The 21,943-nt window shown below is 63.1% G+C and carries 26 protein-coding genes; 23 read left to right on the top strand and 3 right to left on the bottom strand.

Translation table 11 applies throughout. From position 1 onward, the window contains the following. Positions 1–81: 81 nt before the first annotated feature. The 6 genes from whiA (at position 82) to rpsT (ending at position 6,925) form a co-directional block, all read left to right on the top strand. Entirely contained in the window at positions 82–1,047 is a 966-nt protein-coding gene (gene whiA, locus ADJ95_RS08780; protein ID WP_049334251.1) for a DNA-binding protein WhiA, read from the top strand. Between the two features lie 420 nt (positions 1,048–1,467). Further along, positions 1,468–2,637 carry a ComEA family DNA-binding protein gene (locus tag ADJ95_RS08775; protein ID WP_065424004.1) on the top strand — a complete coding sequence of 390 codons (1,170 nt, stop codon included), beginning with the start codon at positions 1,468–1,470 and terminating at the stop codon, positions 2,635–2,637. Further along, positions 2,637–4,661 carry a ComEC/Rec2 family competence protein gene (locus tag ADJ95_RS08770; protein WP_053088825.1) on the top strand — a complete coding sequence of 675 codons (2,025 nt, stop codon included), beginning with the start codon at positions 2,637–2,639 and terminating at the stop codon, positions 4,659–4,661. Before ADJ95_RS08775 ends, ADJ95_RS08770 begins: the two co-directional genes overlap by 1 nt. Positions 4,662–4,715: 54 nt before the next feature. After that, on the top strand, positions 4,716–5,744 hold the full coding sequence (gene holA / locus ADJ95_RS08765) for a DNA polymerase III subunit delta (protein ID WP_414706038.1): 1,029 nt from the start codon (positions 4,716–4,718) through the stop codon (positions 5,742–5,744). Between the two features lie 15 nt (positions 5,745–5,759). Then, on the top strand, positions 5,760–6,395 hold the full coding sequence (locus ADJ95_RS08760; protein ID WP_049334249.1) for a type II toxin-antitoxin system PemK/MazF family toxin: 636 nt from the start codon (positions 5,760–5,762) through the stop codon (positions 6,393–6,395). 266 nt (positions 6,396–6,661) lie between these two features. Then, positions 6,662–6,925: a 30S ribosomal protein S20 gene (gene rpsT, locus ADJ95_RS08755; protein ID WP_005508699.1), complete on the top strand. Its 264-nt coding sequence runs from the start codon at positions 6,662–6,664 to the stop codon at positions 6,923–6,925. 162 nt (positions 6,926–7,087) lie between these two features. Here the strand turns inward: rpsT and ADJ95_RS08750 are convergent, their stop codons facing one another. From ADJ95_RS08750 to ADJ95_RS08740, 3 genes are all read right to left on the bottom strand, one after another. Continuing rightward, entirely contained in the window at positions 7,088–8,185 is a 1,098-nt protein-coding gene (locus tag ADJ95_RS08750) for a tyrosine-type recombinase/integrase (protein WP_049334248.1), read from the bottom strand. Positions 8,186–8,336: 151 nt separating this feature from the next. Further along, entirely contained in the window at positions 8,337–8,729 is a 393-nt protein-coding gene (locus ADJ95_RS08745) for an ImmA/IrrE family metallo-endopeptidase (protein WP_065424003.1), read from the bottom strand. A 34-nt stretch (positions 8,730–8,763) separates the two neighbouring features. Next, complete coding sequence (locus tag ADJ95_RS08740; protein ID WP_049334246.1) at positions 8,764–9,189, bottom strand: helix-turn-helix domain-containing protein; 426 nt, start codon at positions 9,187–9,189, stop codon at positions 8,764–8,766. A 122-nt stretch (positions 9,190–9,311) separates the two neighbouring features. Between ADJ95_RS08740 and ADJ95_RS09625 the strand changes: the two genes are divergently transcribed. From ADJ95_RS09625 to ADJ95_RS08665, 17 genes are all read left to right on the top strand, one after another. Beyond that, positions 9,312–9,554, top strand: a complete 243-nt coding sequence (locus ADJ95_RS09625) for a helix-turn-helix domain-containing protein (RefSeq protein ID WP_080974984.1) — start codon at positions 9,312–9,314, stop codon at positions 9,552–9,554. 57 nt (positions 9,555–9,611) lie between these two features. Then, a complete protein-coding gene (locus tag ADJ95_RS08735) occupies positions 9,612–9,833 on the top strand; it encodes a helix-turn-helix domain-containing protein (RefSeq protein ID WP_049334245.1) in 222 nt (73 codons plus the stop codon). 10 nt (positions 9,834–9,843) lie between these two features. After that, positions 9,844–10,359, top strand: a complete 516-nt coding sequence (locus tag ADJ95_RS08730; RefSeq protein ID WP_049334244.1) for a hypothetical protein — start codon at positions 9,844–9,846, stop codon at positions 10,357–10,359. Between the two features lie 13 nt (positions 10,360–10,372). After that, positions 10,373–10,588: a hypothetical protein gene (locus tag ADJ95_RS08725; RefSeq protein ID WP_049334243.1), complete on the top strand. Its 216-nt coding sequence runs from the start codon at positions 10,373–10,375 to the stop codon at positions 10,586–10,588. After that, positions 10,572–10,910: a hypothetical protein gene (locus ADJ95_RS08720; RefSeq protein ID WP_049334242.1), complete on the top strand. Its 339-nt coding sequence runs from the start codon at positions 10,572–10,574 to the stop codon at positions 10,908–10,910. Before ADJ95_RS08725 ends, ADJ95_RS08720 begins: the two co-directional genes overlap by 17 nt. Positions 10,911–10,912: 2 nt before the next feature. Further along, positions 10,913–11,155: a hypothetical protein gene (locus ADJ95_RS08715; RefSeq protein WP_049334241.1), complete on the top strand. Its 243-nt coding sequence runs from the start codon at positions 10,913–10,915 to the stop codon at positions 11,153–11,155. Positions 11,156–11,555: 400 nt separating this feature from the next. Beyond that, the gene (locus ADJ95_RS08710; protein WP_049334240.1) at positions 11,556–11,906 is read left to right on the top strand and encodes a hypothetical protein; all 351 of its coding nucleotides are present in this window, start codon (positions 11,556–11,558) and stop codon (positions 11,904–11,906) included. 26 nt (positions 11,907–11,932) lie between these two features. Next, a complete protein-coding gene (locus tag ADJ95_RS08705) occupies positions 11,933–12,679 on the top strand; it encodes a hypothetical protein (RefSeq protein WP_053088824.1) in 747 nt (248 codons plus the stop codon). A 42-nt stretch (positions 12,680–12,721) separates the two neighbouring features. Then, on the top strand, positions 12,722–13,450 hold the full coding sequence (locus ADJ95_RS09355) for a hypothetical protein (RefSeq protein WP_049334239.1): 729 nt from the start codon (positions 12,722–12,724) through the stop codon (positions 13,448–13,450). 118 nt (positions 13,451–13,568) lie between these two features. Next, positions 13,569–16,139: a phage/plasmid primase, P4 family gene (locus tag ADJ95_RS08695; RefSeq protein ID WP_049334238.1), complete on the top strand. Its 2,571-nt coding sequence runs from the start codon at positions 13,569–13,571 to the stop codon at positions 16,137–16,139. Positions 16,140–16,394: 255 nt separating this feature from the next. Continuing rightward, positions 16,395–16,838 carry a hypothetical protein gene (locus tag ADJ95_RS09350; RefSeq protein ID WP_152691735.1) on the top strand — a complete coding sequence of 148 codons (444 nt, stop codon included), beginning with the start codon at positions 16,395–16,397 and terminating at the stop codon, positions 16,836–16,838. Then, positions 16,819–17,307 (top strand): hypothetical protein, encoded by a 489-nt coding sequence (locus tag ADJ95_RS08685; protein ID WP_049334236.1) that lies wholly within the window; start codon positions 16,819–16,821, stop codon positions 17,305–17,307. Before ADJ95_RS09350 ends, ADJ95_RS08685 begins: the two co-directional genes overlap by 20 nt. Positions 17,308–17,321: 14 nt before the next feature. Then, positions 17,322–17,885: a DUF7340 domain-containing protein gene (locus ADJ95_RS08680; protein ID WP_049334235.1), complete on the top strand. Its 564-nt coding sequence runs from the start codon at positions 17,322–17,324 to the stop codon at positions 17,883–17,885. Between the two features lie 365 nt (positions 17,886–18,250). Then, positions 18,251–18,541, top strand: coding sequence for an HNH endonuclease (locus tag ADJ95_RS09620; RefSeq protein ID WP_080974982.1), 291 nt, complete (start codon positions 18,251–18,253; stop codon positions 18,539–18,541). Positions 18,542–18,886: 345 nt separating this feature from the next. Beyond that, positions 18,887–19,219, top strand: coding sequence for a hypothetical protein (locus ADJ95_RS08675; protein ID WP_152691734.1), 333 nt, complete (start codon positions 18,887–18,889; stop codon positions 19,217–19,219). Between the two features lie 17 nt (positions 19,220–19,236). After that, the gene (locus tag ADJ95_RS08670) at positions 19,237–20,691 is read left to right on the top strand and encodes a terminase TerL endonuclease subunit (protein ID WP_049334233.1); all 1,455 of its coding nucleotides are present in this window, start codon (positions 19,237–19,239) and stop codon (positions 20,689–20,691) included. After that, the gene (locus ADJ95_RS08665) at positions 20,676–21,932 is read left to right on the top strand and encodes a phage portal protein (protein WP_049334232.1); all 1,257 of its coding nucleotides are present in this window, start codon (positions 20,676–20,678) and stop codon (positions 21,930–21,932) included. The genes ADJ95_RS08670 and ADJ95_RS08665 overlap by 16 nt, the downstream gene beginning before the upstream one ends. Positions 21,933–21,943: the final 11 nt, after the last annotated feature.

Below are 21,943 nucleotides of genomic sequence, written 5' to 3'. Positions count from 1 at the left end.
ACCGAATTTTAGCCCGAACTTTACCAGACTGAACTTTTCCGGCCACCCGTGCCGACTACCCGCCCAGAAGGACACCAACCTATGGCATTGACCACCCTCGTCAAAGACGAACTCGCCAGCTATGACGCGCCGAAAATCTCTGCCCGCAAGGCCGAGATTTCAACGATTCTGCGCTTCACCGGCGGTCTGCACATTGTCTCGGGGCGAATCGTGGTGGAATCTGAGGTAGATCACGAGCCCACCGCCCACCGCATGCGCCGCATCATCTCTGAGATTTACGGTCACGACTCCGAGCTCACCAGCGTCACCGGTGGCGGCCTGCGCCGCGGTGGCCGCTACGTGGTGCGCGTGGATCAGGGCGGCGAGGCCCTGGCCCGTCAGACCGGTCTGCTGGATGTGCGCGGTCGCCCCGTGCGCGGCCTGCCGCCGGCCGTGGTCAACGGTTCCCTGCAGGATGCGGAGGCCGTCATGCGCGGCGCATTCCTGGCGCACGGCTCCCTGACCGAGCCGGGCCGTTCCTCCGCACTGGAGTTTACCTGCCCCGGCCCCGAGGCCGCCCTGGCTCTCGTGGGTGCCGCCCGTCGCCTCGACATCATTGCGAAGGCCCGCGAGGTGCGTGGTACCGACCGCGTGGTGGTGCGCGACGGCGAGACCATTGCGCAACTGCTCGAGCGCATGGGCGCGACCGGCACCCTCACCACCTGGCGTGAGGCCCGCACCCGCAAGGAGGTGCGCGCGACCGCCAACCGACTGGCCAACTTTGATGACGCTAACCTGCGCCGTAGCGCCCAGGCCGCCGTGGCGGCCAGCGCCCGCGTGGAGCGCGCCCTCGAAATTCTGGGCGATCAGGCCCCCGAACACCTGCGTTACGCGGGGGAGCTACGCGTGGTGAACAAGCACGCCTCTCTGGACGAGTTGGGTCGCCTGGCCGAGCCGCCCATGACGAAGGACGCGATTGCGGGCCGTATTCGCCGCCTGCTGGTCATGGCCGATAAGCGCGCCGCCGAGCTAGGTATTCCCGGTACCGAGCTACCGCGCGAGGACTAGGGCGTGGCTGGCTGCGGCCGCGAGCGGGTAGAGCCGCCGGACGATTTCACGGGTGTTGAACTATTTTGTGGGTGCCGGAGCCAGCGTGGATACCGGGTAATTGCCTGACCGGGTAATTGCCTGGGAGCGCCGTAACGGAAACCGTGCTCTCACGGGGGCTTCCGTGGATATCCAGGAACTCGTGAGGACTCCGAACTATTTTGTGGGTGCGGAAGGTTTTAAGAACGCCGAAAACCCGCGACTTAGCCGTTATGTTTTGGCCCCCGTGTTACGTGTGCACGCCGTGCATATTTGAATAAAAGGGTAGATTTTTTCAAAAAGAAGCCTGTGGATAGCGCCTTTTCCCGCCGGGGAAGGAGCGTTATCCACAGGCTTTTCTGCGCTCCGGAATAGCCGCGCGCGCAAGCCTAGTGTGGGGGTATGACGAGCATGACCCCCAACCACCGCACTTCCTTTCAGAATCTCCCGCCGCGGGAAGATTCCTCGTCCGAGCGGGCTTTCAACGAGTTCGCCGACGAAGACGTCCCCGCCGAATACGGGTACCACGTGGCAGATTCACCGGGCGTCACCACGCCGACCGGGGTGCCGCCGCGCACAGCGCGCGAACTCATGAACGGCCTGTACCGCACGCCCGGGCGCGCCCCGGAACCCGCGAACCCCGAAAGCGGTGGGCCCGTCGGGCCCAATCCTTCGGGGCGCGCCGAGGCAATTCTGGACTGCGACCGGGAAGACACCGTGCGCCTGGTCAGCGCATCCCGCGCCGAGGATGGCCCGGAGGCCCCCGATGGATCGGGCGCTCTGGAAGAGCCAGAAGCCCTGGAAGAGTGGGACGACTGGGAGGACTGGGAAGAGGATGAAGCGCCCGGCACCACCCGCAGGACGCGCTGGGGCATCTCGCCGCGCGCCCTGGTACTCGTGGCGCTCATCGTTCTGGCGGCCGTCATCTGGGGAGTCTCGCAGTTCTCGGCGGCACCCCGCAGCGAGCCGGTAGCCCAGGTGCCCGCACCGGTTTCGGGCACCGCGCAGGTGAGCGGGCAGGTGGCGGAAAGTGCGCATCCGACGCCCCAGCCCAGTCAGGCGACCGAGGTGCGGGTGCACGTGGCCGGGGCCGTCAATAACCCCGGCGTGTACACCCTCCCGGCGAACGGCCGCGCCGTGGACGCCATCGCCGCCGCGTCCGGGGCCGCCACCGATGCAGACCTGGATCGGGTGAACCTCGCCGGCGAGCTGACCGACGGCATGCAGCTCTACGTTCCGCGCCGAGGGGAAACCGCCGCGCCGGCGCCGATTCAACCCAACACCGCGCAGGGAGGGGCTCAGGGCACATCCCAGGGAGGAGGCTCACAGCCTCAGCGCACCCTCACCCCCTCCGGTGGCACGGGTACTCCCGCCGCCTCAGCCCCGGTCAACATCAACACCGCGACCGCCGAGCAGTTGCAGAGCCTGCCGCGCATCGGCCCGGCCATGGCCCAGCGCATCATCACCTGGCGTGAGGCCCACGGCGGCTTCCGCAGCGTGGATGAGCTGGATGCGGTGCCCGGCATCGGCCCGACCCTGCTCGAGACCCTGCGTCCGCTGGTGACGGTCTGATGGCTCGTACTTCGCGTACCCCGGCCCGCGGAGGCAATCGACTGCGTGGCCTATACGGCAGCCTTCGGCACGGCTGGGCGGTGCAGGCCGAGCGGTGGGCAGAACGCCGAGGCAGCGAGGAGCTGAGAGCCCAGGGGAGCCTCATCCACCTGGACCTGCGTCTCATCCCGGCCACGCTTACCCTCTGGGGGTTCACCGCGTTGGCCCTAAACCGTGGAACATGGTCGGTACTCCACCCGGCGGCGTGCGTTCTGATTGGGGTGCTGGGGTGCCTGGCTATAGCCTTGCTGGCGCCGAGAGGTGGGGCGGATTCGCGCCTCGCGAAGGCACGGGGGCCCTTCCTCTTCCGCCTTGCGGGCCAGGGGGTGCTGGTTGCCTGCGTCATCGTCGCGCAGGCGGTGCTGCTCTGCGCCACGGGGGTGGATGCCTCCCGCGCCACCCTGCACCAGGCTCAGGGTCGGTCCATTCGCCTGAGCGGCGTCGTGGAACAGGTGCGCCCTATCGATCCGCGCACCACCCTGACGGTCATCAGGCTGGAGGAGGTGCAGGGCCGCGCCGTGCGGGCCGCGGTCAACGAGCGGGTGCGGGTGTACGCGCGCACGACCTCCGGCAAGGCTCGCCAAGACGCGAAGGGAGGCTCGGGGAGTCGGCAGTTGCCACCCGGAACGAGGGTGACGGCTATCGGCACCGTGGAGTTCGGCGAGGGCCCGTTCACCGCGACGGCTCGCCTGCGCGGAACGCTCTTCGCACAGAACAACAGCTCAACGAGCGGTAACCCCGGTGGCGCAGACCCCCGAGGCATGCTGACCGGCCTTAAGGAGCGGCTACGAGCCCACGGCCGGGAGGTTCTCGGGGCAGACTCGGCGGCTATCGTTCTGGGCACGGCCTACGGTGACGACTCCCTCATGAGCGCCACAATCCGTGAAGAGTACAAGCTCAGCGGGCTCAGCCACCTGACGGCGGTTTCCGGGGCGAACATCGCCCTCATGTTTGCTGCCGCCTACCGCCTGATGCTACACGTGCGGCCCTACCGCATCGCCACCGGCTACCTGCACTACCGCTTCTGGGCCGAGCGGCTGAGGAGGCTGGGAGAGTTGCGGCACGGTATCGCCGGGCGGGGTGGTGCACGCACCCGTCCGAGGAGGCACGACGGCACTAGGCACGCGACGGTCACCTCCACCGACCCGGCACCGAGCGCCACCCTCCCTCCGCTCGTACGCAGGCTGAGCCTTTTGAGCGTCCCGCGCCGAGCCGTGGTGCTCTGCGGCATCGCGGCGGTGCTCGCCTACGCCACGCTCCTGGAGAACGAGGGATCGGTCGTACGTTCCCTCGCCATGGGTCTGCTCGGTGCCTACGCCCTGCTGCGCGGCTCGGGTCGCCAATCGCTGGCCGCGCTGCAGGTTACCGTGCTGGCCTGCCTGCTCTTGGCACCTCATCGCGCCCTGGATGCCGGATTCGCCCTCTCCGTCACGGCCACCGCCGCGCTCATCCTGCTGGGCCCGCCCCTGGCACGCCTTTTCATGCGGGCCCTGCCGGGATTCTGGGCTCACGCGCTTGCAACCCCCATCGTGGCCTCCCTGTGGTGCACCCCGCTGATTCTGGCGATGAGCGGTAAGGTGCCGCTCTACGCGGTCCCGGCCAACCTCGCGGCGGCACCCCTCGCCCCGGTGAGCATGCTCGCCGGGCTGGCTGCCCTGGGATTCCTCGCGACGGGCATGACGCCCCTGGCCGACCTCTGCCTGCGCGTCGGGGGTCTCGCGGCTGCGGGCATCGAACGCATCGCCGTCACCGCGGCCCAAGCCCCCGGAAACCCCTGGGAGCCGGGGAACGACCTCCCTGCGGTGCTCCTGAGCATCGCGGTCGTTGCGGGGCTCAGCGCACTGCTCTGGTGGGCGGATGCGCGCCGCTACCGCACCGTAACCCACCGCCGCTACCTGCGGGTCGTCGCGCGGAGCACCGGCACGCGAGGTACCGACGAAAATATCACCGGCAGAAAGGAGGCAACCGGCGCGGAGAGGCTATGATGGATACTCAGCGGAACCCCGCGAGATAAACCCAACAGAAGGCGAGTGATGAGCGTGGCAGGTCAGCGTACACCCCAGCGTGGCCGAGGAGGATACAGCCGCCGCGGTGGCCCGGCCCTCGACATCGCCTGGCGTACCGTCACGCCCGCGCCGGCCGTCATGCTCTACGGCCCCGAGGAGTACTTCGCCTCCCGCGCCGCGGCACGTCTGCGCGAGCTCTTCCGCGAGGCGCACCCCGAGGTGGACCGCGTGCAGATGAACGCCGCAACCTACACGGCGGGGGAGCTGACCCTGCAGGCGTCCCCCTCACTCTTCGGTTCGGCCAAAATCATTGAGGTGGAGAACGTCGCCTCCATGAGCGAGGACTTCCTCACCGATACCCTGGCCTACCTGAAGGCTCCCGAGCCGGACATCATGCTGATTCTGAACCACTCGGGCGGTAACCGAGGCAAGAAGCTCATCGACCTGGTGCGCTCCCAGTTTGTGCTCGTCAACTGCAAGGCGCTCAAAACCGACCGTGAGAAGGGCGAGTTCCTGGCCAGCGAGTTCTCGGCCGCCCGCCGACCCATCACCGGGGGAGCGCTGGCCCTGCTGACCGCTGCCGCATCGGACACCGCCGAGCTGGCCGCCGCCTGCCAGCAGCTGCTCGCCGATATCCCCGGCGAAATCACCGAGGAATCCGTGAACCTCTATTACGGCGGCCGCACCGAGGTCACCGCCTTCCGCGTGAGTGACGCCGCGATCTCCGGTAACGCCCCGGAGGCTCTGCGTCTGCTCCGCCACTCCCTCGCCACCGGCACGGAGCCGATTCCGATGCTCGGCGCGCTCGCCATGCGTATCCGCAATATTGCCCGCGTGCACCACGTGCGTATGAGCGCTAACGAGCTGGCGCGCGAGGTGGGCATGGCGCCGTGGCAGGTGGAACAGGCTCAGCGCGACGGCCGCCGCTTTACCGGCGCGCAGCTGGCGCATATCGTGCAGCTTCTGGCCGATGCTGACGCCCAGCTTAAGGGCGAGTCGCTGGATGCAGTGTACGCCGTGGAGCGCGCGGTGCTGGCGATTGCACTGCCCGCCCGCGACTAGTGCATAATGGTGCGCATGCTTGAATTCCTGAAGAAAATTTTCTTTGCCCTGCTGCCCCACCTGCAGAAGGCGGCGGAGGACATGCTCAACGAGGCGGCCTCCTCTAAGGGCACCGACGGCTCGCACGAATCGAAGGGCGAGGAACGCCGCGCGTCCTCGCAGTCATCGTCCAAGCCGAGCGCCCCGAAGCCTTCCTCGGCACAGTCCTCGGCACCTAAGCCTTCCGCACCGGCTGCGACCGTCGCATCCGACGGTTCGGACTACCCGGGCGATTACCGCGACATGATCAACTTTGAGTACTCGCCCTCCCTGGACGGCGACGCTGACCCGGGTGAAATCGTGTGGACGTGGGTTCCCTTCGAGGAGGACCACTCGCAGGGTAAGGACCGCCCGGTGCTTTTGGTGGGTCGTGACGGTGAGTACCTGCTGGCGCTGATGATGACCAGCAAGGACCACAATAACCGTGAGCACGCTGATTCGAACTACCTTGATATTGGTTCGGGTCCGTGGGATCCGCAGGGCCGCGCCTCTGAGGTGAAGCTGAACCGTGTGATTCGTGTTCGCCCGGATGCGATGCGCCGTGAGGGTGCGATTATGCCGGAGGATACGTTCCGCCTGATTGAGCGTGCGTGGACTCGCCGTAACGGCTAGCACCTGTGCTTTACGCCGGTTTTATGCCGGGAACCTGCTCGGGTGACCGGCGTTAGATGTGGAGTTCGCGTGTAGCGGTTTTCACAGTATTTTTCTCTCCGCGGGGGTCTGTCGTGGAGGCTGTTCATCTGGTATTATGTGTGGTTGAGTGTCCGATGGTCATCGGGCACTGCTGGCCGGTTGCCATAGGCATCCCCACGCCGCTCAGTCGATGATCGGCCAGCGTCGCCCTCACCGACCAATAAGACAAAACAGAAAGTTTAATTGTGGCTAACATTAAGTCTCAGAAGAAGCGTATCCTCACCAACGAGAAGGCTCGCCTGCGTAACAACGCTGTAAAGTCCGAGCTGAAGACCGCGACCCGCAAGGTCAAGGCTGCTGTTGAGGCACAGAACAAGGAAGCTGCTGTTGAGGCTCTGCGTTTTGTGAACCGTAAGCTGGACAAGGCTGTTTCCAAGGGTGTTCTGCACAAGAAGACCGCTGCAAACAAGAAGTCCGGTCTTGCTGCGCTGGTAAACAAGGCTTTCTAATGTGAGAGCGCACACGTAACAGGTGTGCAAACTATATGAACCCCCGTATTTCCTCTAGCTGACTAGGGGAGATGCGGGGGTTCTTCTTTTTTATCCAGGGTTTAATACTGGTTCATTTTCGGGGTTTACTGGTTTCAAAGTGGCGAGTAAATGGCGACCAAATTACGCCCCCGCCAGCCCCTCCAGCACGTCAGCAAAGACCGCCTGCCGGTCACGCGCCACATACGCCGATAACGTCTGCGCCTCCGAGGCGTGACCAAGCTGCGCAGACGCCTCAGCCAACCCGAGACGCTCATCAAGGAACGTCGCCGTGGTCTTGCGGAGCACGTGCCAGGTCACCCACTCCAGCTCAGAGCCCGCCAGCGCCCGCTGGAGGTAGTTTCTCGACGAATTGTAGGCAAGTGGTGCCCCACCCTGCTCGAACACGTGCACAGCGCCGTCACGGGCTTCTGAGTGCCGTCTGCGGAGCACATCGAGCACAAAGGGCGGCACCTGCAGGGTGCGGGGCTCGTGCGTCTTTGTGTCAGCCTGCCAGCCGCCCTTCTGGATGAGCGTGCCGGCTACCGTGACCGTCCCCGCGCCCAGGTCTACGTCCTGCCAGCGTAAGCCCGCCCCTTCACCCCACCGGCACCCAGTACCCAGCAGAATATCGACCAGATCGGGCAGGTACCCCGAGTAGGTGCGGGTTGTGGGCAGGGCGGCGACCAGTCTGCGCAGCTGGCCGACCTGTTCGAGGGTGAGGGCGCGGACTTCCTTCCGTTTGCCCTTGACGGTGCGGGTCGCCAGGATAGGGTTATGAGGAATCGCGCCGAGGCGTGTCGCTTCGTCCAGCGCCATCTTCAGAACGAGCCGCTGGTTGTAGCGCGCGGTGGGAGCCTTGATGGTGGACAGGTAGGCGTCGAGTGCTCCGGCGGTCAGCTCCCTCAGCTGCAGGGAGCCTAGCGTGGTGGAGGCCTGCCCCGCCCACAGACTGTAATTACGCATCGTGTTGGTGGCGAGCCCGTCGAGCCCTTCCAGCCAGCGGTCGAGCGCGACCTTGAGGGTGGTGGAGCCGCTGAGTGCGGCACCAGCGGCGGGCAGTGCCGCCAACTTGGTCTTGAGCTTGTGCTCGGCTGCGGCTTTAGTGGGAGCCTGGGCGGTCACATTGCGGCGCACGCCGCGGGCGTCCCGATAGTTGGTCCGAGCACGCCACACCTTCGGGCGGATGCGAGTCAGGTTGATAACCCCGTGCGTGCCGATGGGGAGCGGGTCGCGAACCACGTTATGTCCTTCCTTGTTGCATAGGCGCGTTTTCGCACCTATACTCGTGCCCGCACCAGATGGTGTGGAACCACGTTTTTCTTCCTTACGTAACCACGCGAAGAGCGGCAATCTTACCTCAGAGTAACGACTCTGGGACAAGGTTGCCGCTCTATTTTTGTGCCCTCAGCCAGGCCTCAAGGATGCGGTCGGTAACTTCGAGTTCTGCGGCGGCGGCAGAGAGCGAATCAGGTGAGACCGCCAGGGCTGTTGCGACCGCGTCGGGAGTGAGGAGCCATTCTGCGGCGATCTGGTCGGCGCGCCGTTCGCGCTTGAGTGCGGCGATAGTGTCGAGGGGAGAGTGAGTGTCGCCCTGGGTGGCGTGGGCGAGCTCATGAGCAAGGACGCAGCGTCGTTGCCGGTACAGGAGCCCTGGCGTGGTGATGATGGTGCGGGTCTGCTCGTCCCAGAGGGCGAGGGTTCCGGCAGGTGGTTGGGCGTCGATGATGCGGATACCCAAGCTCGCGGCGTGGGCATCTGGACTATATGGGGTTCGGTGAGTCATGAGAAGTTAGTGAATAGGGGAGCGGTTGGTGGGGTTAGGCGCTGGCGGGGTCTTCGGTGATGATGTCATCTGCAGGATGTGCGGCGAGCGTGTAGCCTGCCTTGGTTGCCGCCTCGGCGCGCGCCAAAATCTGCGCAGCCAGTTCTTTGTCCGAGGCAACGGCAGTTTCAGCGGCTAGTTCCTTCTTACGGGTCGCCTCAGCGCGTGCACATATATCAGCAGGGTCTACATCTAGAGCCCTGCAGATCTGTTCAAACTCATTAGTGTTGAGCGGCGAGGCATCTTGATTTAGAGCCATAGAGAGCCTTGCTTTACTGACGCATGCTGCCTCTTCGAGGTCGCGCAGGGTCATACGGCGGTATGCAACAACAGCGCGGAGCTCAGCGTTAAGGAGCTGACTAAAACGGTTCGCGGGGCCGGTGCCGCGGCGATTTCCGACCTTCTTCTTATTCTCTGCCATGCCCTTACATTACATGCAAAATCTAAAAAAATCCATATTTTCTAAAAATTTTTCATTTTTGGCTTGACTTGTTTATAAATATGAACATATGATTGTTGCATCACCACGAAAGGACGGTGGATATGAGCACCCGACAGATTGGCGAAATCCTAGCGGAAAACCTATCACTCGCACTCGCCAAGACCAAACTAACTCGAACTGACGTAGCCAACCGAGCAGGAATCAGCCGAGCTCGACTCTCAGCCCTCGAAAACCACAACGCCCCCATTCGAGCCACCGAGCTCTGGGATATTGCAACAATACTCGGCGTTGAACCAGAGTGGTTCTACCGTGAGCACCTCCCTGAACTCACTGTAGCTAATTAATTTTTTTACCCTGTTGTTCTTAAATATGAACATACCGGTATAGATAGGAACACGAAGATGCTAACCATCCCTAATGACCACCTAGCGCTCTGGTCACCCGAGGAGCTTGCCGAAGCGCTCGGCGTGAAAGAGCAGACCCTCGCTGACTGGCGCAACGCCCGCACTGGCCCCGCCTTCATCCGCACCAGTAAGGGTCAGCGCGGCGGCAGGATCTACTACACCTCAACCGCCGTCATGGACTGGCTCCAGTCCCTACCCGTCACCCACACCACCAACTAAGGACTACACAATGACCGCCAAGACCAAGCGCGACCGCGCCGCCGGCCGCCAGCGCCGCCACACCGCGATTCAAACCATCGTCAATAACCACCAAGGCATCATCGACGACATCGACAGCCTCGACAACTCCATCGCATGCCTACAAGACGAGACCTGCGACCTCGGCAGCCGACTTGACCACTGGTACACCATCCTCGACGAGAAGAACACCCACACCCGGCAGAACGTCGCCGACACCATGCGGTGCGTCGTCGAGAACGAGCGTAAGGCAGCCGAAGTTGAGTGCGCCGTCGGCATCCTCCAGGACTCCAGCAAGGAACACCAGGAAGCAATCGCCCAGCTCATCGCCTACACCAACAAGGTGCACGGGAAGCAGACGAACCTGAACCGAGAGCTAAACCTTACGCGCGCCGCTGTCGATGAGGTCCGCGACGACCTCATGTGGTTCGGTCGGCTCCTTATCGGGCTCTCTGCCACCACCATGCTGGCGTACCTAATCCTGTTTCTGATCGTCATCGCTAAATAAAGGGCCGACCGTCATGACCACCGACCGCACTATCCGCACCGCGAAAGCAACCGTCTGGGCGCTCGTCGCCGCCACCGTCATCATTGCCGGCATCGCCACCGCACAAGAAGACATCGGTCTCCGGGCCGTTGTGTTCGTTGTCTCGCTCATCCCTGTCGGGCCGGCCATCCTGCTCGGCGCCGCAATCCACGACCACACCACAGGAGACACCGATGGGACACATCGCTAAAGACCTCCCGCACCCGGACGACTGGGAGGGGGAGAAGCCCCTCTACAGCGCGGCTGAAGCCGCCGTATTCCTTGGCGTCAAGCCGCTCACCATCACCAACCGCGTCTACCGGCGCACACTCACCCCCGCCGCATGGAGCAAAGACACCGGCTACTGCTTCACAAGAAGCACTCTCGACCATGCACTCTACCGCGCCGAGAAAGCCCGCCGCGCGAAGCGCGAGTACCGGCACATCATCCCCAACAAAGAGCAGCTCACCCCGCCCCGCTTGAAGCGCTCCAGCATCGACTGGAACAACCCCTACGAAGGAAGGAAAAAATAACCATGCCGTCCAGCATCTCTGGCGTTGAGACCCGTATCTCCGAAGCCCGCGAACGCCACCAAGAACTACGCCGCACCATCCGCCAGGACGTGGCAGGCTGGCGCACCCAGGCCGCCCGCCTCACCGCCACCGTCAACGCCCTCAACGAAGCCAACGAGGCACTCGACGCCAAGGTGAACGCTGCACTCGCCCTGTCCGTGCTCGCCTGCACCATCAGCATCATCACCGTGGCCAAGAGGCGGTAACGCGATGGCTGTCAAGAAACTCTGCGGGCGCTGCGGAGAAGACGCACTCGACCGCAACCCAAACTGCCCAGCCTGCGGCAACAGGCACGCACGCTGGTGCAGGGCAGGAGACCCCCGAGGCATCCCCACACCCCGCAAAAACGTCTGCGCCGCCTGCGGGCAACCCGCCTACCAAACCAACCCCGACTGCAAAACCTGCATCAAACGCGAACAGAGGCGTGCAAAAGCAGAAGGCCGCGAACCATACATCCCGCACCTATCCACCCGCGCCATGATGGCGCCCCCAGTACCCGTCACCACGCTCACCACAGCGCGTGACGTCCACAACCACGAGGCACTCACCGGCTGGCTCGCCGCCCGCCGCCAACGCCTCAACCCCACCCCCAAGAAAGGTAACGAAATGACCACCCACACTACCCTCACCGGCGCAACCATCACCGACGAGCAGCTGCAGGCACTCGCCCTCGAACTCGTCAACATCCAGGCAGACATCGCCGCCCTGAAGGAAGAAGCCGCCAAGATCGAAGCGACCCTCAAGGCCCTGCCCGCCGGCAAGTACGAGGCAGGTGACGCGATCCTCACCGTCTCCCACCCCCGCCGCTTCAACGAGAAGAAGTTCACCGCAACCTACAGCCCCGAGGCGTTCCCGCAGTTCTACACGACCGTGCAGAAGGTCAACCTCAAGGCACTCGCCCCCAACCTCAAGGACGAATACGCCGACGACACCACCGCACGCCTCACCATCCGCTAACCACCACCCACTAGGAAGGACACACGTTGGTTAACCCCACCATCGCCAAACCCCCCGCAGGGGCAGGGCAGGCAGACGCCTACACCGCCGACATCACCGTCGGAGGAATCATGAACGTTATTACTGATTCCATCACCGCCCACCCCCGCAGCCTCCAGAAACGCATCGGCCCGTCCGAGATCGGCATGGACTGCACCCGCAGGCTCATCCACAAGCTCGCCGGAGACACCGAACCCGACCGCGGCATCGCCTGGAAACCCACTGTAGGAACAGCCTGCCACGCCCAAATGGAGGAATGGTTCGGAGCCCACAAGGACGAAGGGTACCTCGTCGAAAATCGCGTCACCGTCGGGCAGATTGGCGGCGTAGACATTACCGGCTCCACCGACCTGTTCAGCGTCAACGACAAGACGGTCATCGACTGGAAATTCGTCGGCCCCGCCATGCTCAAGAAGTACAAGCTGCACGGCCCCTCCAACCAGTACCGGGTGCAGGCGCACCTCTACGGGGCAGGCTGGGTCAACGCCGGCTACGAAGTTCAACAGGTCATGATCGCGTTCCTCCCGAGGGACGGTGAGCTCGGCGACGCCTACTTCTGGTGGGAACCCTACCAGCCCGAGATTGCAGAAGCTGCGCTCGCTAAGGCAAACCAGCTAGTCAGCCTCATCAACGCACTCGGCAAGGACGCTACCTTGGCGATGTACCCGCTCTGCAATGAGAGGTTCTGCCCCTGGTGCCCTGCCGATAAGGCGAAGCAGAACGCCACCATCTAACCCCCAATTTTTTATCAACCCCCTTTTGAAAGGAAAACCATAATGTCCGCTTTCGATTTCTTCGCACCCCGCGCCTCCCACTCCTGGAAGTTCACCAACCCCGGCGACACCCACACCGGCACCATCACCGAGGTGAGCGACGCACGCCAGGCAACTGAATACGGTTCCAATGAGCTTGCCTACTGGGATAAGGAGCGCACCCGCCCGAAGATGCAGGTCGCAGTCACCTTGGACACCGCTGAGCGTGACCCGCAGGACGCTAATGACACTGGCAAGCGCACCCTCTGGGTTGTTGAGGACGGCCGCTCCGGCTCCATCCTCTCCGCTATCCGTCAGGCAGTGCACCAGGCAGGCGCAGGCACCATCGACATTGGCGGTCAGCTGACCGTCGCCTTCTCTGGTTTTGACCCGAACAGCAAGAACCCGGCGAACCCCCGCAAGATCTACAGTGCTTCCTACGTGCCGCCGGCACCGGCTGGTGGCATGTTCACCAACCAGGCACCCGCACAGCCGGTCGCACAGCCCGCACCGGCACCGGCTCCTGCTCCTGCTGCACCTGCACAGCCTGTAGCACCCGCACCTGCGGCACAGCCTGTACCGGCACCTGCAACCCCGGCACCCGTCCCCGCCGTACCCGACGCAGTACGCCAGGCAGTCACCGCCCTCATCGCCACCGGCCAGACTGACGAGCAGATCGCCGCAACCCTCGCCGGAACCGGCCTGCCCGTCACCACCGAAACCGTCGCCACCATCCGCGCCACCGCCGCATAGCGCCGCACATCCACCTTCACCGGTAACCCAATAGTGCCCCGCGCGGACTTCCACACACCAAACCGCGCGGGGCACACCCACCCCAACCAAACCAGCCAGCCAACCTGAAGGACACGCTATGGGAACCCCCGTCACCCTCGAAACCGCCCTCCACCTACGCAACCACCGCCTCTCTATCATCCCCACCCGCCCCGACGGCACCAAAGCCCCCGCCCTACCCTGGAAGGCATACCAGACCGCACCCGCCCCCCTCGCCGAAATCAACGAATGGTACAAGGACGGCAACCGGCGCAACCTCGGCATCGCCATCGTCACCGGCGCCGCCAGTGACCGCCTCGAAATGACCGAAATTGAGGGACGCGCCGCAGCCGACCTCCCCAAGATCGCCGCCACCATGACCGAACGCGGCCACGCCCAGCTCTGGGAGCGACTCAACAGCGGCTGGCTCGAACTCTCACCCTCCGGCGGCTTCCACTGGATCTACCGCCTCGAAGCGGGCGCCAAGGTACCCGGCAACACCAAACTCGCACGCAACGCCGCCGGTGAAGTCCTGGCAGAGACCCGCGGCGAAGGCGGCTACTTCATCGCCGCACCCACCCCCGGCTCACATCACAAGACCGGCAACCCCTGGCAGGTACTCGCCGGCGGCCCCGAAACCGCACCCACCATCACCGAAACCGAGCGCGCCGTGTTCCACAAGGCAATCACCGACACCCTCGACGAAACCCCAGAACGCCCCGTAACGCTCTTTAGCCAACCCAAGCCCACCACTACCCGCCCCGCCGCCGAGACACCGGCTGAGGGCGGCGTGAAGCCCGGAGACGACTATGAAGCAAAAACCGACTGGGCAGACATCCTCACCCCCCACGGCTGGACACTCCACTCCACCCTCTCTAGCGGCGAGCGCTTCTGGACTCGACCCGGCAAACACCCCCGCGACGGGCACTCCGCATCCACCGGCCACGCTGACGACCGCGACCGCCTCTACGTCTTCTCCTCCTCCGTCCCCGACTTCCCTGTTGAAGAACCCATCACCAAATTCCGCGCCTACTCACTGCTCAACCATGGCGGTGACGACACCGCCGCCGCCCGCGCCCTCGCAGCCGCCGGATTTGGTGAGAAAGCACCCATCACCGTGAAACTAACCGACATCCTACCCACCCGCCCCGCGGCACCACCCACACCGCCACCCACCACCACAGAAACACTGGCGGCGGGGGAGCAGACGGCAGGGGAGCAGACGGTGGGGGAGCCGGCGGTGAGGGAGCCGGCACCCGAACCAGCCGCCACAGCAGAAGAACCCACCGCCGCCAGCAGTGACGGCGCGACCATCACCGACTGGACCGAACTAGGACTCATCCGCGCCTTCACCCACCTCTTCAACAACCACATCCGCTACAACATCGACCGCGGCCGCTTCTTCCACTGGACCGGCACCCGCTGGGAAGAACAGCCCGACACCGGCGGCGACACCAAACTCGCACTGCTGAACTTTGCCGCCGCCCTCAAATCACCCGTCACCGACGAAGGCAAGCCGGATAAGGAAGCGCACGCGCTCATCCGCTACGCCCGCTCCCACCGCGGCTCCACCGCCCTGCTGGGCCTGCTCAAAGTCCAGCCGACCATCGCGGTACCCGCCTCAGCCTTCGACACCCACCTCGACGAACTCAACACCCCCACCGGAATCATCAACCTCAGAACAGGAGAACTCATGCCGCACGCACCAACCCGCATGCACACCAAGCAGACCACCGTGGCACCCGCAGGCACCAGCCCCACCTGGGAGAGGTTCCTCGCAACCACCTTCAACCACGACCAAGCGCTCACCGGCTACATGCAGAGGCTCGCCGGCTACAGTGCGACCGGCCTGCAGCGTGAGCACGTCTTCGCCTTCGCCTACGGCACCGGCGGCAACGGCAAGTCCGTCTACTACGACGCCATCACCGGCGCACTCGGCGACTACGCCGCAACCCTACCCGCCGGATTCCTCATGAAGAAACCCTTCCAGGAACACGCCACCGAGCTCGCACGCCTCAACGGCAAGCGCTTCGTCGTCGGCTCTGAAACCAACGCAACCGACACCCTCGACGAAGCCAAGCTCAAGGCACTCACCGGCGGCGACCGCATCACCGCCCGCTTCATGAACAAAGACTTCTTCGAATTCACCCCCACCCACCACCTACACCTAATGGGCAACCACCAGCCCGCCGTTGAAGACGGCGGCGAGTCCGTCTGGCGACGCATGAACCTCGTCCCATTCGTCCACACAGTCCCAGCCGAAGAACGCGACGAGCTCCTACCGGAGAAGCTGCGTACCGACGCGGCGGCAGTGCTCGCCTGGATCATCCAAGGCGCGGTCGCATACTTCCGTGACGGGCTACAGCCACCCGAGGCAGTCCGCGCCGCCACCGAAGCCTACAAGAGTAGCCAGGACACGGTCGGCCAGTTCCTCACCGCCCGATGCGACCTCTACCCCGGCAACCGGCACTACACCGTGGCGGTCACCGACCTACGCCAGGCATACCACATCTGGTGCGCCGAAGAGGGGCTGGAGCCGGTCAAGGGCAGGGCGTTCGCCTCCCAGTTGAAGGTGCACGGGGTGCTGGTCGGTCGAGACGCACCGCGCGCGACACACGGCGGCGGGCGTGTGTTTGGTGGTTTGCAGCTCAAAGATTCTGACATCTGGTAGGCACTTGGGTGACACAAGGTGACACAAGGTGACACAACTTTTAACCCTTGTGTCACCCGGGTTTTCCCTAGTCAGAGTAGAAATGGGTGACACAGGTGACACAACTTTTATAAGTAGATGACAAACACATACGCGCGCACACACGCCCGTTACAGCCATGCATATAGAACCTTGTGTCACCTGTGTCACCGAAAACCGACTGACAAGGCAAAACACCCGGTGACACAACTTTTTCACGCACCCCGAAAGACCACCATGGCACGAAAAACCACCAAGAAACAGCCCGACCTCCTCGACCAACTCCCAACACCACCACCAGGCACCCCCGAATGGATCCGACATGAACAAAACACCCAACCCAACCCCCGCCAAGCCCGCCAAGCACACATCAACACCTGCACCCGCTGCGGAGCACTCATCCTCACCGGCCTCACCGGACCCACCACCGCAATGCCCACCCAAGCAGACCCCACAACCACCACCAACCCCGCAACCATCCGCGCCACCCTCGCCCAAGGACGCCGCGCCTACCAGGTCGAAACCACCGACACCGCACTCCACCTCAACGAACTGCACGCACCACCAGCCGCCGGCATCACCGTCGCCCCCCACCACATCTGCCACTACACCGCCCCCGGCTACACCCCAATGCTCAACCAACGAAAGGACACCACCACCAATGACACTCCACCCTTCTGAAACCCCGCCCGCAACCATCACCCTCAAAAAGACCCCCCACAGCAAACCAATCCTCCGCTGGATACCCCTTGAAGGGAAAACCCTCCTCTCCATCAACCGCAGTAACGGCACCCACTGGCGCACCTACCGCAAGAACGCAGACGAGTGGAAACACGCAGCCAACCACGACATCCACCAATGGAAGAACGAGCACCCCAGCCACCAAATCCCCACCCTCACCCACGCCCAAATCGACATCTGGATCTGGAAGAACCGCCGAGGCCGCTACGACCCCGCCAACCTCTACCCAACCGCTAAAGCCCTCATCGACGCCTACGTCCAAGCGGGGCTCCTCCCAGACGACAACCACGAACACCTCGACGGACCCCACCTGCACCACGGCGGCTTCGACAAAGAAGCCCCCGGCCTGCTCATCGTCATCACACCCCTCCACCACCAGCCCGAACCACCAACCCACCCACAACACTAAGGACCAGAAACACCATGCTCTCCCTGGACTCACTCCTCCACGAATTCACCAACGACCACCTCGCCACCCACACCTGGCACGGAACCACCACCTACACCCGAGCCCTACCACTCCTGGTACAACTCGAACACGCCATCACCGAACGCCCCAATGCTGGTCCCGGCGGCGGCGGATTCAAATCAACCAGTCCCTGCAACGACCACGCCCTCCTCATCAAAGCTGCCATCGAACACCAAATCAGGTACGACCTGCCCGCAACCCACCAACTCCCCAAAGGCGCCCCACTGCCCAGCAAACTCACCAACTGGGCGCGCCACGTCGATACCGACTACGCCACCACCAAACTCACCGGCTGGCGCGAAGCCATCAAAGCACTCGACGAAACCACCATCCCAATCCGCATCCCCTGCCCCAACTGCGGCGCCGAATGGGTCATCACCGAAACCAGCGAAGGCGAACAACGAGTAAGCGAAGCAATCCACTTCCACCTACGCGCCGAAACCGCCGAATGCACCGCCTGCAAAACCACCTGGCACGGCATCGACACCATCCGCACCGCACTCATTGCAACCACCTGAAAACTTGTGTACACTGTGGCCCAGCTTCATGGTGCCCAAAAACAATTAGCGGGCACCCATGACGCGGCGGATCACAGAAGACGACACTCAATGGTTAGCAGCGTGTAGTCACTTCAGACGGAGCCCCTGCCCGCCACGGACAGGGGCTCCACCTGTACCCGCTACAGGAAGGAGACACCCCATGTGTTACAGAGACTTCACCGACGAAGAAGAAGAGCAAATCTTCAAGACACTCCGCGAATGATTCCCCGCAGAATGGGACGTCGACATCAGCTGGGGCCAACCCATCTTCGACTTCAGTTGCCGCTTTGACCTCATCATCTCCAAGGCGCAAGTTCGCGCCATCATCGGAAGCAGGTGCGACTGTGACGACTGCGACCAAATACAGTGACCGCACATACCGCAAACGCGCAGCCGAACTGCGCAAAGCAACCAGCGACGGAGGCTGGCCCTGCCACCTCTGCGGCAAACCAATCGACATGAGCCTGCCCTACACACACCCGCTCGCTTTCACCGCCGACCACCTCGACGCCATCGCCAACGGCGGCAACCTGCTCGGCGACCTAGCACCAGCACACCGACGATGCAACAGCAGGCGCGGACGCAAACGACTCGCACACCAAGTGCGAGCACCAAAGACCACGCAAGCATGGTGAGCGGTTCAAACAGTTTTTTTGATACGACGACAACGAAACGGAATTGGTTTTCAGATGATGACGAAATGGGAAACGTACCCCCGGGGGTTACCCCCTATGGGGTCAAGTTTCCCCCTTCGGTCATAGTGACATCCCCCCGCGGGCTCTGAAACCCAAAAATTCCCGTTGAGAGGGGGTTCTGTGGCTGAGAAAAAAGGCCGCAGTCTAGCCCCTTGCGGGACTACGGCGGCGGCGAAGCGTCACCGCCGTCATGGTGAGGTCCCTTGCCCGGAATGTCGGGCGGCGGAGCGTGCCGCGTCGAAAGCGGCGCGTGATCGTAAGGCTGCGGAGCGGCCGCCGGAACCCGTGATTGGTGCTCCTGATTCTGCTCCTGTTGTCCAAGCCGTTGGACACAGTGATGTGGTCGTCATTGAGCAGGTCGGAGCTTATGGGGCTGTCCGTGAGGTGCCGGTGCCGACGCACGAGGATCCCCTTGAGTCCGCGCGTTGGCGTCTTCACCGAACCCGTGCCGCGCTCATGGTTGCTGCGCCGCGTGATATTGCAGGGCTCATGGCCGCTGAACGTGATGACATTGCTGAAATTGCCCGGTTGAAGGAGACGGTACAGCCGAAGGTGAGCAAGCTGGATGAGCTGGCGGCTCGTAGGAAGCGCCGCATCGAAGAGGCGCAGGCTGTTTAGGGTGGAGGTGAGGCTCTGTGGCTGAGACTGCTCAGCTGATGGGGTCTCAGACTCCACGCATCGACGTGACCCCGCTATATTTCACCTCAGCAGGTGATGATGCGGTGGACTTGGCGGCTGTTGCGGGCTTGCATTTGGACCCTTGGCAGCAGCATGTGCTCCGTGGCGCGCTTGGTGAGCGTGTTGACGGGCGCTGGAAGGCGTTCGAGGTTGGCCTTATTGTTCCTCGACAGAATGGTAAAGGCTCGATTCTTGAGGCGCGTGAGCTTGCTGGCATGTTTTTGTTCGGTGAGCGGCTGATTCTTCACTCGGCGCACCTATTCGGTACGGCTGTTGAGCATCAGCAGCGTTTGGAGTCGTTGATTCGCGGGTCCGAGCTGGTCGAGTACATGGCTGGCTACGCGGGTGACCCGCAGGGGAAGATGTCGGGCATCAAAACCGGCAACAGCGGCATGTCTTTGACGACTGCGAGCGGTAACCGTGTCCTGTTTAAGGCGCGTAGCCGTGGTTCGGCGCGTGGTTTCACCGCAGACCTGGTTGTTTTTGACGAGGCTTACGATTTGCCGCGGTCTGTGCAGGCTTCGATGCTGCCGACGCTGGCATCAAAGAGTTTGAATGAGTCTCCGCAGATCTGGTACGCCTCGTCTGCTGGTATGCCTGACTCTGAGGTGCTGAAAAGCATCCGTGATAGGGCGCTCTCGCCTGCTGAGGAGACGAAGCTGGCGTTTTACGAGTGGTCGACGGTTGAGGATGCTGATCCGGCTGACCCGGCGAACTGGGCGCTGGCAAATCCGGCGCTCGGTCGGCGCATCTCGGCTGAGTATGTGGATTCGGAGCGCCGCGCGATGAGCGATGAGCATTTCAAGCGTGAACGCCTCGGCATCTGGTCGAAGGTCGGCTCTTCTTCGGCGATTCCGGCTGATTTTTGGGCGCAGTGCCTCGATACAGAGTCCCGTTCCGGTGTTGAGGTCGCGTTCGGTGTGGACGTTACGCCTTTGCGTGACGTGGCGACGATTGCCGCAGCGTCTCGCCGGGCTGATGGGAACGTCCATATTGAGGTTGTTGATAGGCGTGTTGGTACGGATTGGGTTCCGGCACGTCTGGAGGAGCTGAAGCGTAAGTGGAAACCTGCGGCGATGGTTTATACGGGTGCTTCGCAGTCGACTGAGGTGATTGCGAAGTCTCCAAAGCTGAAGCGGATGACTACTGGTCTTGACCACCGCACCTATATGCAGGCGTGCGGCGCGTTTTATGAGGCGCTGGGTCGCGCTCAGGTGAGGCATACCGGTCAGGAGGAGCTAGATGCGGCTGTGCAGGCTTGTCGACGTTCTAAGGGCGGCAGTGAGCTGTGGTATTGGACTCGCGATGATCGAGTTGAAGATATTTCGCCTTTGGTGGCGTGCACTCTTGCGCTCCATGGGCTAACTGAGAAGGACAAGAAGGGAGGCGGTGCCGGATGGGCCGTATTGTAAAGAACCCGGGTAAGTGGGAGAGCTACTACAACGGTGAGCACCGCCTGGATGCTATCGGCGTGTCCCTACCGCCTGATGTCCGTGTGCTGGAGATGCAGGTTGGCTGGCCGAAGCTGGCTGTGGATGTGCTGGTCGAGTCGTTGGTGCTTGATGGGTTCTCGATTTCGCGTCATGGCGGTCAGGATGAGGCACCCGAACAGTTGAATCGCATTTTGCAGGCGAACAACTTCCGCACGAAGCTGACGCTGGCGCTGACGGAGGCTCTTGTCTCTGGTGCGGCGTTCATGGTCGTTGGCGGCGGCTCTGACCCCTCTATCCCGCACATTTCCGTGCATAAGGGTGATGAGTTTGAGTTGCGGAGGGACGCTACGGGCCGCCTGGTCCAGGCTACCCAGACTTATCGTGATGGTTTGGACATGTACCGGGCTGTTTATGAGCCTGGCGTGACTCGTTTCTTCGCTCTGCGTGATGGTTTCGAAGTACTCACCCACATTGACGAGCATGGCTTCGACGGAATCCCCGTTATCCCCTTTGTGAATCAGATTCGCCTGGGTGAAGAGGGTCGAAGCGAGATTGAAGAGATTCATAAGCTGTGTGATGCGGCGGCTCGTACTCTGACGAATCTGCAGGTGGCTCAGGAGCTCCTGTCCATGCCTGTTCGCTACCTTTTCGGCGATGGTGTGGAGGAAATGTTCGTTGATGAGGACGGTAACCAGCGGCAGACCCGATTGGAAGCCTATTTTGGGCGTTTCTTGGTGGGTCCGTCCGGTGCGCAGACCGGCTCGGTGCCGGGTGCAGACCTGACTCAGTTGTTGAATACGTTCAAGACCTATGCGTTGCAGGTCGCGTCGCAGACGGGCATCCCGCCGTTCATGCTGGGTGTCTCGACGGAGTCGAATCCCGCGTCTGCGGAGGCGATGCGAAGCGCGAAAGACCGTTTGATTACGAAGGCGGAGCTGAAGCAGTCGATTTTTGGTGACGCGGTGGAAGATTTGGCGCGGTGCGTCCTGGCGGTTGCCGGGGTGGACACTGAGGGGCTTGAAACCCTTGAAGCGCGTTGGCGTGACCCCGCAGTGATTTCGCTCAGCTCTCGCAACGCATTGATGTTGCAGGCGCAGGCGCAGGGCGTCGTCTCGTCTGAGACTGTCCGCGAGTTCATGGGCTTGTCGCCGGAGCAGTTGAAGCGTGACCGTGCGTTGGACCGTCGTTTGGCGGTGTCGGTGGGGGACCCCGTCTACTAAAGGAGGCGCCG

Origin of the sequence: Rothia mucilaginosa (genome assembly GCF_001061665.1) — a bacterium.
Taxonomy (GTDB): Bacteria; Actinomycetota; Actinomycetes; order Actinomycetales; family Micrococcaceae; genus Rothia; species Rothia mucilaginosa_A.
The sequence above is the reverse complement of the archived record's forward strand: the minus strand, read 5'-3'. Positions and strand labels throughout refer to the sequence as shown.